At 73.3% G+C, this 11941-nt stretch carries 11 protein-coding genes and 1 pseudogene; 6 read left to right on the top strand and 6 right to left on the bottom strand.

Annotated features, from left to right (window positions below; all coding sequences use genetic code 11):
* Positions 1–172 precede the first annotated feature (172 nt).
* Entirely contained in the window at positions 173–1651 is a 1479-nt protein-coding gene (locus ACWEN3_RS29665; RefSeq protein ID WP_452976836.1) for a lysylphosphatidylglycerol synthase transmembrane domain-containing protein, read from the top strand.
* On the opposite strand, the pseudogene ACWEN3_RS29660 reads toward ACWEN3_RS29665, so the two are convergent.
* Positions 1537–2283, bottom strand: a pseudogene (locus tag ACWEN3_RS29660) (creatininase family protein); the annotation flags it as partial. The gene ACWEN3_RS29665 and the pseudogene ACWEN3_RS29660 sit on opposite strands and share 115 nt — an antisense overlap.
* 38 nt (positions 2284–2321) lie before the next feature.
* Here ACWEN3_RS29660 and ribA point away from each other — a divergent pair.
* On the top strand, positions 2322–2981 hold the full coding sequence (gene ribA, locus ACWEN3_RS29655) for a GTP cyclohydrolase II (RefSeq protein WP_452976834.1): 660 nt from the start codon (positions 2322–2324) through the stop codon (positions 2979–2981).
* 154 nt (positions 2982–3135) lie between these two features.
* Here ribA and ACWEN3_RS29650 read toward each other — a convergent pair whose 3' ends face one another.
* Both ACWEN3_RS29650 and ACWEN3_RS29645 read right to left on the bottom strand, forming a co-directional pair.
* Positions 3136–3732 (bottom strand): hypothetical protein, encoded by a 597-nt coding sequence (locus ACWEN3_RS29650; RefSeq protein ID WP_452976832.1) that lies wholly within the window; start codon positions 3730–3732, stop codon positions 3136–3138.
* Between the two features lie 19 nt (positions 3733–3751).
* A complete protein-coding gene (locus tag ACWEN3_RS29645; RefSeq protein WP_452976830.1) occupies positions 3752–4975 on the bottom strand; it encodes a serine hydrolase domain-containing protein in 1224 nt (407 codons plus the stop codon).
* A gap of 220 nt (positions 4976–5195) precedes the next feature.
* Here ACWEN3_RS29645 and ACWEN3_RS29640 point away from each other — a divergent pair, with 220 nt between their 5' ends.
* On the top strand, positions 5196–5633 hold the full coding sequence (locus tag ACWEN3_RS29640; protein ID WP_452976828.1) for a PPOX class F420-dependent oxidoreductase: 438 nt from the start codon (positions 5196–5198) through the stop codon (positions 5631–5633).
* A gap of 12 nt (positions 5634–5645) precedes the next feature.
* Here the strand turns inward: ACWEN3_RS29640 and ACWEN3_RS29635 are convergent, their stop codons facing one another.
* A complete protein-coding gene (locus ACWEN3_RS29635) occupies positions 5646–6524 on the bottom strand; it encodes an NAD(P)-dependent oxidoreductase (protein ID WP_452976826.1) in 879 nt (292 codons plus the stop codon).
* Between the two features lie 99 nt (positions 6525–6623).
* On the opposite strand from ACWEN3_RS29635, the gene ACWEN3_RS29630 reads away from it, so the two are divergent.
* Entirely contained in the window at positions 6624–7220 is a 597-nt protein-coding gene (locus tag ACWEN3_RS29630; RefSeq protein ID WP_452976824.1) for a TetR/AcrR family transcriptional regulator, read from the top strand.
* Between the two features lie 196 nt (positions 7221–7416).
* On the opposite strand, the gene ACWEN3_RS29625 is transcribed toward ACWEN3_RS29630, so the two are convergent.
* Entirely contained in the window at positions 7417–8775 is a 1359-nt protein-coding gene (locus tag ACWEN3_RS29625) for an MFS transporter (protein WP_452976822.1), read from the bottom strand.
* Between the two features lie 220 nt (positions 8776–8995).
* Positions 8996–9661 (bottom strand): TetR family transcriptional regulator, encoded by a 666-nt coding sequence (locus ACWEN3_RS29620; RefSeq protein WP_452976820.1) that lies wholly within the window; start codon positions 9659–9661, stop codon positions 8996–8998.
* A 246-nt stretch (positions 9662–9907) separates the two neighbouring features.
* Between ACWEN3_RS29620 and ACWEN3_RS29615 the strand changes: the two genes are divergently transcribed.
* Both ACWEN3_RS29615 and ACWEN3_RS29610 read left to right on the top strand, forming a co-directional pair.
* Entirely contained in the window at positions 9908–10783 is an 876-nt protein-coding gene (locus ACWEN3_RS29615) for a shikimate dehydrogenase (protein WP_452976818.1), read from the top strand.
* Positions 10784–10795: 12 nt separating this feature from the next.
* Positions 10796–11941 (top strand): TIM barrel protein (locus tag ACWEN3_RS29610; protein ID WP_452976816.1); only part of this gene is annotated, 1146 nt, incomplete at its 3' end.

Raw genomic sequence — 11941 nt, 5'->3', positions numbered from 1 at the left:
GTCTGCAACCGCACCCCGCAGCCGGCGCCTGGCTGCGGGACGCATGAAGAGACATCAGCTTGCCTGGCTGGCCCTCCATTCCAAGGCCCGCCACCTGCGCGGCCGGCGAGCTGCGGGCCGTCGTCCACCACACGGACCTGCTGGCCCTGCCCGGGTCGACGGAGGACATGTCATGAGCGCTCGGGGGGCGGGAACCGAGGCGACGGCCGTCCGGCCTCCGCGGACCGGCCCGCGTGTGCGCGTGACGCCTCCGGCCGTCCGGGACACGGACAGGGAGTTCGTGCGGGGCCGGGACGCGAAGCACGCGCCGGCGCCGCGCGTCGCCCCGCAAGGCGCGGGTGCGGAGAGCGGGAACGGGGAACAAGCGGGCGTGCCTTGCGGCGTCGCGGAGCGCGCGGGCGAGCCGGGCCCGGCCCAGGCGCCGACGCGGGACTCCGCGACCGCCCGACGGTTCAACTCTCGTGCTCTGCGCACCCACTTCGGTACAGTCGCCGGCGTGGTCATCGTCGCCGTACTCCTGTGGCGGCTCGGGACCGGCGTGCTCCTGGACGGGCTCAGGCGGATCGACACCGGGACGGTGCTGGTGTCCCTCGGCATCGGTGCGGTCACCACCGTACTCAGCGCGTGGCGCTGGCAGTTGGTGGCCAGGGGTCTGCGCATCCGGCTGCCGCTGGGGCCCGCCGTCGCCGACTACTACCGGGCGCTGTTCCTGAACGCGGCCCTGCCCGGCGGAATCCTCGGCGATGTGCACCGGGCGGTCCGGCACGGGCAGAGCGCCGGTGACCTGCGGCGGGCGGTGAAGGCGGTCGTCCTGGAGCGGGTCGCGGGGCAGGTCGCGCTGGCCGTGTCCGGCGCGGCCGTGCTGCTGACCCTGCCGTCCCCGGTCCGCGCGGAGGTCCGCGGCTTCGCCCCGCTGGTGGCGCTCGCGGCGGCGGGCGCGCTCGCCGTCGTCCTCGCCGTCCGGATGAACCGCGCGCCCTCACCCCGGGGAGGCGCGCTGGGCAGGGCGCTGCGCGAGGCACGCGAGGGCCTGCTGTCCCGGCAAGCCGGGCCGGGTGTCGCACTGTCCTCCGCGGTCGTGCTGGCCGGGCACCTGGCGATGTTCGTCGTGGCCGCCCGCGTCGCCGGCTCCGCGGCCCCGGTGGCGGTGCTCGTCCCCCTCGCCGTACTCGCCCTGATCGCCATGGGGCTGCCCGTGAACGTCGGCGGCTTCGGCCCCCGAGAGGGCGTCACCGCCTGGGCGTTCGGCGCGGCCGGGCTCGGCGCGAGCACCGGGGTCGCCGTCGCCGTTGTGTACGGCGTACTGAGCCTGGTGGCGAGCCTGCCCGGCGCCGCCGTCCTCGTCGCACGCTGGTACGCCGGCCTGCGCACCGAAGCCACCACGGCGGACGCCGCGCAGGTGCCCACGGACCCGACCGGGGCAGCCGAGACGGGCCGCGCCCCGACAGAGGACCCCCGGCCGGACGCCTCCCGGGCCGGAGCCGCCCCGCGGGGCCCCGGCCGTACCGCCCAAGTGGACTATCCGCGGCCGTCGGTGGAGGTGAGCAGCGTGAAATACGGCTCGAAGGAATCCGCCAGGCTCGTCAGGAGTTCCTTCCCCTTTTCGGCCGAGCCCAGGGATGGACGGCCGATGACGCCCGATTCGGTATAGGCGGACATTCCCACGGTGAGGAGATGGCGACGGTCGTCAGCGGTGAAATCGGCGGACTCGTGACCAGGGCGGACCAATTCGGGATGAGCGTGCAGCAGAATCGAGGTCTCGATTTCACCCGCGTGCATGTCGGTGAGCAGCGAGGTGACGACCCCCGCACGCTCCCGCGCCGCCTCCCAGTCCTCGCCGGCCGGGAACAGGGCCATCCTCTCCCCGCGCGCCGAGCCCTCCTGGACCACGTTGCCCAGTACGTAGTTGCCGCCGTGCCCGTTGACCACGACGAGCGCGTCGACGCCCGAACGGCGCAGCGACGCCGCGATGTCCGAGACCACTGCGTGGAGGGTCACCGCGGAGATACTGACGGTCCCCGGCCAGGCCGCGTGCTCGTGCGAGCAGGAGACCGTGACCGGAGGAAGGAGGTGCACCGGGTACGCCGCGGCGATCTCCCGCGCCACGGCACAGGCGACCAGCGTGTCGGTCGCCAGCGGAAGGAACGGACCGTGCTGTTCGAAGCTCCCGACGGGAAGGACCGCGACCTGTGTTGAAACGCCCGCCCCCCGCGTCCGTACGTCTTCCGTAGTGTCCGCCGGCATCACCCCGTATGCCGCCGTACGCGCGCCCGAACCACTCATCTTTTCACGGCCTTTCGTCTCTGCTTAGGAATCAGATCATGACAGAAAACATCGGCGTACTCGGCAAGAAGTCCCCGCGGCGTTCGGGCGCGGAACGCGTCGTGAATGTGCCGCTGCCCACGGTGTACGGGAAATTCCAGGCGATCGGTTACCTGGACCACGACCGCGGCGACGAGCAAGTCGCCTTGGTCCACGGCGAGATCGGCGCCGAGAACGTGCTGATCCGGCTGCACTCGGAGTGCCTGACCGGGGACGCCTTCGGCTCCCGGCACTGCGAGTGCGGCGACCAGCTGGAGGCCGCGATGCGCGCGGTGGTCGCCGAAGGCAGCGGCATCGTCGTCTACTTGAGGGGCCACGAGGGCCGCGGCATCGGACTGCTCGCCAAGCTGCGCGCGATGGCGCTCCAGGCGGAGGGCCTGGACACCGTGGAGGCGAACCTCGCGCTCGGCCTGCCGGTCGACGCCCGCGACTACGGCGTCGCCGCCCAGATCCTCCAGGACCTCGGGGTGCGTTCGGTGCGGCTGATGTCCAACAACCCGCGCAAGCGGGAGGCGCTGGTCCGGCACGGCATCGAGGTCGCCGAGCAGGTGCCGCTGCTGATCGAGCCGTGCGAGAGCAACATCACCTACCTGCGGACCAAGCGGGAGCGGATGGACCACCACCTGCCCCATCTGGACGCCGTCGCCCACGGTTCGTGAGGCGCCGCTTCCCGCACGCCCCTTCACATTTCGGCGGGCCACCGCGCGGACCGGATCGGACGACGACCGTGATCCGCGCGGTGAGGGGGACGGCGGGCGCGCCGGCGGTGACCGCGACGACCGTGGACGGGGCCCTGCCTCCTGATCCACCGGATCAGTGGATGACGCAGGAGACCCCGCAGAGCCCGAAGCCCGCCGCCGCGGCGAGCCGCCACAGGCGCAGCGGGCCGTCCGGCACGGACTCCTCCTCCTCGGCGTAGCAGAGCCAGTCCCGGCGCTCGGCGAGGGCCCGTTCCCGCGGGCCGAACGTCAGCGCCCGCTCGACCCGCGGCAGGGTGTCGCGCACCTGGGCTGAGGTCAGCGGGAAGTTGCCGCACCAGCCCGGCAGCAGCGCCGCCCGCGCCGGCCCGATGGCGTGGAACAGGGACGAGACCGCCCAGTCCTTGCTCTGCACGGAGAGGAACAGGCGGTCCTCGATGTCCTCCTGGCCCCACACGTCATGGAGCATGCAGAACGGGGCGTCACGGGTGAGCCCGTCGTGCATCTTCCGCACATGCTCGCCTCCGCAGGTCAGGTCCAGGAAGTCGTACGACGGCTCGGGCACCGGGCCCTCGGCCACCCAGCGCTCCCACCGCTCCAGGGCGAGCGGCTCGCCGAGCTCGGCCTCGATCAGGGGCAGCAGGCGCGGTGCCAGTTCGCCTATGCAGGCGTCGTCATGGGCGCTGATGCTCCAGGCGCTGGTGATTCCCATGGGACGGGACCGTAGCCGGTCAGTCCGACAACGCCTCGTGCACCAGCCGCCGCAGCTCGGGGAAGACCTTCAGCGTCCTCGGGCGCACCTGGGTCATGAACTGCACGGTCAGATCGTGGCCCGGGTCGATCCAGAACGCGGTCGTGGCCGCGCCGGTCCAGCCGTAGGTGCCGAGGCTCGACGGGGCGAAGGTGCGGGCGGGGTCGATGACCACGGAGACGTTGAAGCCGAACCCGAGGCCGTCGTTGCCGGGCTCCTGGTGGGCGGGGGCGCCGAAGGCACGGATGGTGGCGCCGCCCGGCAGCTGGTTGCGTGTCATCAGGGCGAGGGTGCCGGCGGACAGCAGCCGGGTGCCGTCCAACTCCCCGCCCCGGCGCAGCATTTCCATGAACCGGTGGAAGTCGTGCGCGGACGACACCAGTCCGCCGCTGCCGGACAGGAACCGGGGCCGGCCGTGGACCGGCAGCCCGGCCACCGGTTCGATCCCGCCCGCCTCCGTCTCCCGGTACAGCTCGGCGAGCCGGGCGGCCTGCGGGGGCTCGATGTGGAAGCCGGTGTCGGTCATGCCGAGCGGGCCGAGGATCCGCTCGGCGAAGAACGCGTCCAGCGGCTGCCCGGAGACCACCTCGACGACCCGGCCCAGCACATTGGAGGCGACCGAGTAGTTCCACTGCGTGCCCGGGTCGAACTGCAGCGGCATCCGCGCGTACACCGCGGCCGTCTCGGCCAGGTCGGCGCCGGACGGCACCGAGTACTCCAGGCCGGACTCGCGGTAGAGGGCGTCGACGGGGTGCTGGTGGTAGAAACCGAAGGTCAGCCCCGCGGTGTGGGTGAGCAGATGCCGGATCAGGATCGGGCCGGACGCCGGCCGGGTCCGTACGTCGGTGCCCGAACCGCCGTCGTACACAAGGGGGTCGGCGAACTCGGGCAGATGGCGGTCGAGCGGGTCGTCCAGCGCGAGCCTGCCCTCCTCCACCAGGAGCAGCACCGCGACCGCGGTGACGGGCTTGGTCATCGAGTAGATCCGCCACAGCGTGTCCGGCTCGACCGGCAGCCCGGCGGCGACGTCGCGCAGGCCGTGGGTGGTGAGGTGGGCGACACGGCCGCCGCGGGCCAGGGCCACCAGGTAGCCGGGCAGGCGTCCCTCGTCGACATGGCGGGCGAAGTACTGGTCCAGGCGGTGCAGCGCCTTCGGGTCCAGCCCCGCCTCGCCCGGGTCGACTTCCTGTCGCAGCTGTGCCATCGCTCTCCTCCGGTCGCGTCGTATCCGGTGTGTCCCCGCTGTCCTCAGGGGGCACACCCGTTGCTCATCGTCGCGCAGGAGCGCCGGCCGGTACCGGCTCATCAGCGGTTTTCGTGACCGGCGCGACTCCGGCGGGGCGACGTCCGGCGCCGTCCGTGGACGGTGCCCGCTCGCGGGCCGCCGGGGAATGCGTCAGCGGCATTTCGCAGTTGATCCGGGTATGACTCAGGACTCCACGCAGGACGCGCTGCTCCAGCTCCTCTCCGAGGGGCACGGCGGTGTACTGGTCACGCTCCGGCGCGACGGCCGCCCCCAGCTCTCCAACGTCGCCCACACCTACTACCCCGACGAGCGGGTCGTCCGCGTCTCGGTCACCGACGACCGGGCCAAGACCCGCAACCTGCGCCGCGATCCCCGCGCCTCGTACCACGTCACCAGCGCGGACCGCTGGGCGTACGCCGTCGCCGAGGGCACGGCCGAGCTGTCCCCGGTGGCCCAGGACCCCCACGACGAGACGGTCGAGGAACTCGTCCGGCTCTATCGAGACGTCGTCGGCGAACACCCGGACTGGGACGACTACCGTGCCGCGATGGTCCGCGACCGCCGCCTGGTGCTCCGGCTGCACGTCGACCGGGTGTACGGCGTCCCGAAGCGCTGACGACCGGACGGCTCAGGGGGCCTCGGCGGTCCGCGTCTCGATCGCGCGCAGGACGGCGACCATGTCCTCGCCGCCGTGCCCCTGCGCCACCGTCTCCTCGAACAGCGCGTGGCAGACGTCGAGCAGCGGGGAGGCCAGCCGGGCCGTGCGTGCCGCCTCGGCGATGAGCCGGTTGTTCTTCAGCACGTCGAGCGCGGCGGCCTGCACCGCGAAGTCCCGCTCGCGCAGCTTGGGCGCCTTCATCCGCGAGACCCCGCTGGCCATGGGGCCCGCGTCGAGGACGCGCAGGAACAGCCGCCGGTCCAGGCCCTGCCGTTCGGCGAAGTGGAAGGCCTCGGTCAGACCGGTCACCTGGGTGATCAGGAAGAGGTTCACGGACAGTTTCATCAGCAGGGCGCCGGGGGCCGGGCCGCACACGAACGTCTCTCGGCACATCGGCGCGAGCAGCGGCCGTACGGCCTCGACGGCCGTCTCCTCGCCCGCGAGCATGGCCACGAGTTGCCCCTGTTCCGCGGGGACGCGGGAGCCGGAGACGGGCGCCTCCACGTAGCGGCCGCCCGCGGCGCGGACGTCGGCCTCCAGGGCGCGGGAGTACTCGGGTGACGTCGTCCCCATGTGGACGACCGTGCGTCCCGCGACGCGTTTCGCCAGTTCGGGGGTGCCGCGGCCGAGCACCGCGTCGACCGCCGCCTCGTCGGCGAGCATCAGCAGCACCACGCCCGACCGCGCGAACACCTCGCCGGCGTCGGCGGCGACCTCCGCCCCGGCCGCACGCAGCGGCTCGGCGCGCTCCGCGGTGCGGTTCCACACCACCAGGGGGGTGCCGGCGGCCGCCAGGCGCAGCGCCATGGGCTTGCCCATCACTCCCAGACCGATGAAACCGACGTGCATGGGGCAGTCCTTCGCTCCGGGGGCCGACTATGACCGTCGTCATAGTAGCCCCTGTTATGACGGCGGTCATAGAGTGGGGGAGAGGAACGGAGGACGAGGATGACCGAGGCGCAGCGTGGACCGCGCGAGCGGATGGTCTTCAGCGCGGCCCAGCTCATCCGGCGCGACGGGGTCGCCGCGACCGGTATGCGCGAGGTCGCCGCGCACGCCGGGGCGCCGCGCGGCTCCCTCCAGCACTACTTCCCGGGCGGCAAGGAACAACTGGTCAACGAGGCGGTGGACTGGGCCGGGCGGTACGCGGGCAGGCGCATCGCGCGTTTCGTCGCCGGGCTGCCGGAGCCCACGCCGAGCGGTCTGTTCGCGGCGATGGTCGCGCAGTGGACCGACGAGTACGGGAAGGACGGCTTCGCCGCGGGCTGTCCCGTCGCCGCCGCCACGGTCGACTGCGCCTCCGCGGGCGGCTCGACCGGCGAGGCCGTGGCCGCCGCCTTCACCACCTGGCGCGGGCCGCTCGCCGAGGCCCTCACCGGAATGGGCGTTCCGGCCGCCCGCGCCGAGTCCCTGGCCACGCTGATGATCAGCGCCCTGGAGGGCGCGATCCTGATGGCCCGCGCCGAGCGGGACGTACGGCCCCTGACGACCGTGGCGGGCGAACTCGGCCCTCTGCTCGACGCCGCCGTGGTTCCCTCCGCCTGAGCAGACCAAGTGGGTAGGGGTGGCACGGCGAACGCGATGCCACCCCTGCCGTTGCGCTGTCCGCCGGGTTCGGGACTCAGTTCGTGCAGCCCGGCACCGTGCCCGCGCAGTTGGTCGGCGCGTTGCCGCGGACCCGGCTGTCGGCCAGGCTGACAGCGGTCGGGCCGGACCGGTCCGGCTCAGGGCCCCGGGACGGTCAGGCCGACACCTGCTCGGGGCGGGTGACACCCCGGCCCGCTCGTTCGCCGAGCAGGTCCGTGGGGACCGTGTGCGTCTCGCGGGCGAAGAGCGCGGCGAGCGCCGGCGGCACGCACAGGGCCGCCGTGAAGAGGGCGACGGCCCCCCAGTCGTCACCGCCGGGACCGGCGATCTCCGCGGCGAACGTGACCGCGAACCCGGCCGCCGCGAAGCCGATCTGCGTGCCGATCGCCATGCCGGAGAGCCGGACCCGCGTCGCGAACATCTCGCCGTAGAAGGCGGGCCACACACCGTTCGCCGCGCTGTAGACGATGCCGAACGCGACGATCCCGAGGACCAGGGTCAGCGGGTAGGAGCGGGTGGAGATGGCCCACAGGTAGCCGGCCATCGCCACGGCGCTGCCCACCGCGCCGATCAGGAACACCGGCCGGCGCCCGATCCGGTCGGACAGCGTCGCCCACAGCGGGATCGCGGCGAGCGCGACGACGTTGGCCAGCGCCCCCACCCACAGCATCGACGTCCGGGACATGCCCACCGCGTCGCTGGTGGCGTACGCCAGCGCCCACACCGTGAAGATCGTGCTGACGGAGGCGACGAGGGCCCCCGCGATCACCCGGAGCACGTCCGCCCAGTGCTCGCGCAGCAGCACCGCGAGCGGCAGCCGGACCACGCCCTCGGTGGCCGCCTGCCGGGCGAAGGCCGGGGTCTCGCGCAGCCGGCGGCGGATGACGTAGCCGGCGGCGGCGACCACCACGCTCAGCCAGAACGGCACCCGCCAGCCCCACGACAGCAGTTGGTCCTCGGGCAGCTGGGCGACCGGGATGAAGACGAGGGTGGCGATGAGCTGCCCGCCCTGGGTGCCGCTGAGGGTGAAGCTCGTGAAGAACCCGCGCCGGTCCGGCGGGGCGTGCTCCAGGCTCATGGAACTCGCGCTCGCCTGCTCGCCGGCCGCCGATACGCCCTGGAGCACCCGGCACAGCACGAGCAGCACCGGGGCGAGCGAGCCGGCCTGGGCTCGGGTGGGCAGACAGCCGATCAGGAACGTCGACAGGCCCATCAGGAGCAGCGTGAAGACCATGATCTTCTTGCGGCCGAGCCGGTCGCCGAAGTGGCCGAGGAACAGCGCGCCGACCGGGCGGGCCGCGTAGGCGACGCCGAAGGTGGCGAGGGACAGCAGGGTCGCGGTGGCCGGGTCGGAGGAGTCGAAGAACACCTTCGGGAAGATCAGCGCGGCGGCGCTGCCGTAGACGAAGAAGTCGTAGTACTCGAGTGCGCTGCCGATCCAGGCGGCCGTCGCGGCCTTCCAGGGCTGGCCGGGAGGGACCTCGGCGGCGGGAGCGGGGGCGGGGACGGACACGGCGGTGCTCCTTCGGGGGGACTCCACCCCGCGCGGGGGGAGTGGGCGACGAGGGGCGGGAGCGGGCGGGGCCGGATCTCGGCGGCTAATTAACCCACTGGATAGTTAGTCGTGGTTGGGTGGGATGTTGCGCGCGAGTTTCCCGCGTGTCAAGAGGGCGTGCGCGAGCCTTCGGGGAAGGCCGGGCCCGAATCCCCGGGGACTTCCCGCACCGGGTGTGTCAGTCGGCGGCCCGGTCGGCCGTCAGATACGCGATCACCATGTCGCCGAGCATGGTCCGGTAGTGCGCGCGCTGGGCCGGGGCCACCAGGTCCCGGCCGAACAGGGCGCCGAAGGTGTGCCGGTTGGCGACCCGGAAGAAGCAGAACGAGCTGATCATCGCGTGCAGGTCGACCGCGTCCACGTCGGCCGTGAACAGTCCGGACTCCTGTCCGGTGGCGAGGATCCGGCGGATCACGTCGAGCGCCGGGGAACCGATCTTGCCGAGCTTCTCGGAGGCCGCGATGTGCTCGGCGCCGTGGATGTTCTCGATGCTGACCAGGCGGATGAAGTCCGGGTGCTGCTCGTGGTGGTCGAAGGTCAGCTCGGCGAGGCGCCGGATCGCCGCGACGGGGTCCAGGTGCTCCACGTCCAGCTGCTGCTCGGCCTCCCGGATCACCCCGTACGCCCGCTCCAGCACGGCCGTGAACAGCTGCTCCTTGCCGCCGAAGTAGTAGTAGATCATCCGCTTCGTGGTGCGGGTGCGGGCGGCGATCTCGTCCACGCGGGCGCCGTCGTAGCCGGCCCGCGCGAACTCCTGCGTGGCCACGTCGAGGATCTCGGCCTTGGTGCGGACGGCGTCGCGCACGCGGCCGCCGGGTCGTACCGGTTCTTCGACGCTGGTCATCGGGTTCCTTCGGGCCGTGGCACGCCGGGTGCGGGCGCACTCGTTCGTGTGCCGGTGATTGTAGAAGCAGCGCCCCGGAGCGCCGCGGGGGTCTGCCGAACGACCCGTCCCGGCCATGGGCTGCGAGGGCGCGGTCCGGCTCCCGTGCGGCCCGTCCGGGTCGCCATCGGGTCTTCCCCGGACGCGCCCCCGGCTGATATAGCTAACGTACTGGTTCGTACATTAGTGTCGCCTCGGGAGGTCCGCGTGGACAAGGACTCGTATCTCGTCGGACTGATCGGGGCCGGGATCGGCCCGTCGCTCAGCCCCGCCCTGCACCAGCGGGAGGCCGACCGGCAGGGGCTGCGCCACCTGTACCGGCTCATCGACATCGATGAGCTCGGGATGCCGCCGGAGGCGGTGGGCGACCTCGTCCGGGCCGCCCGCGACCTGGGCTTCGACGGGCTGAACATCACCCACCCGTGCAAGCAGCTGGTCATCGGCCAGCTGGACGGCCTCGATCCGCAGGCGGAGGCGCTCGGCGCGGTCAACACCGTCGTCTTCGACGGCGGCCGGGCCGTCGGCCACAACACCGACGTCACCGGCTTCGCCGCCTCCTTCGCGCGCGGCCTGCCCGACGCCCCGCTGGAGCAGATCGTCCAGCTCGGCGCGGGCGGCGCCGGCGCGGCCGTCGCCCACGCCGTACTCACCCTCGGCGCGGGCCGGGTCACCGTCGTGGACGCCCTGCCCGACCGTGCCGCCGCCCTCGCCCGCTCCCTCGTACGGCACTTCGGCCCGGGCCGCGCCGCCGCCGCGCCCCCGGACCGGCTGCCCGCGCTGCTCGCCGGCGCGGACGGCCTGGTGCACGCCACCCCCACCGGGATGGCCGCGCACCCCGGCCTGCCGCTGCCCGCCGAGCTCCTCGACCCCGGGCTGTGGGTCGCCGAGGTCGTCTACCGCCCGCTGGAGACCGAGCTGCTGCGGACCGCCCGGGCGATCGGCTGCGCCACGCTCGACGGCGGGGGCATGGCCGCCTTCCAGGCCGCCGACGCGTTCCGCCTGTTCACCGGCCGGGAACCCGACAGCGCGCGCATGCTGGCGGACCTGGCCGAGCTGACCGGCGCCGTGGCCGCGCCGAAGTAGGGAGGCATCCGGATGCGTACGTCCATCGCCACCGTCTCGCTGAGCGGCCCCCTCACCGAGAAGCTCACCGCCGCCGCCCGGGCCGGGTTCGACGGCGTGGAGATCTTCGAGAACGACCTCCTGGCGAGCCCCCTCGCCCCCGAGGAGGTGCGCGCCCGCTGCGCCGACCTGGGCCTGAGCATCGACCTCTACCAGCCGATGCGCGACGTCGAGGCCGTGCCGCAGGAGGTCTTCGCCCGCACCCTGCGCCGTGCCCGGCAGAAGTTCGAGCTGATGGGCAGGCTGGGCGCCGACACCGTCCTGGTGTGCTCCAGCGTCTCCCCGGACGCCCTCGACGACGACTCCCTCGCCGCCGCGCAGCTCGGCCGGCTCGCCGACCTGGCCGCGGACTTCGGCATCCGCGTGGCCTACGAGGCGCTCGCCTGGGGCCGGCACGTCAGCACGTACGACCACGCCTGGCGCATCGTCGAGACCGCCGGGCACCCGGCCCTCGGCACCTGCCTGGACAGCTTCCACATCCTGTCCCGGGGCAGCGACCCGAAGGGCATCGAGGACATCCCCGGCGAGAAGATCTTCTTCCTGCAGCTGGCCGACGCCCCGCTCCTCGCCATGGACGTCCTGCAGTGGAGCCGCCACCACCGCTGCTTCCCCGGCCAGGGCGGCTTCGACCTCACCGGCCTCCTCACCCATGTGCTGCGCACCGGCTACACCGGCCCGCTGTCCCTGGAGGTCTTCAACGACGTCTTCCGGCAGGCGGACGCGGGCCCCACCGCCGTGGACGCCCACCGCTCCCTGCTGCTCCTGCAGGAGGCCGTGGGCACCGCCGAACTGCCCCCGCCGGTCGTCCCCACCGGGGTCGCCTTCGCCGAACTCCTCACCCGGGACGCCGAACCCGTCACCGCGCTCCTCGGCGCCCTCGGCTTCACCCGCGCCGCCCGGCACCGCGGCAAGCCGGTCGACCTGTGGCAGCGGGGCGCGGCCCGGATCCTGGTCAACACCGGCCCGGCCGCCCACCGCGACGGCCCCCGGATCGCCGCGATCGGCCTCACCAGCATCCGGCCGTCGTACACACCGGCCCCCGCCAGGCCGCGGATTGGTACGCCGCCCCACCCGACCCGCGGCTACACGCCCGAGGGCCACGCCGAGGACGCCGACGAG

Source organism: Streptomyces sp. NPDC004561 (genome assembly GCF_053602155.1).
This window is presented reverse-complemented; position numbering and strand designations above follow the sequence as displayed.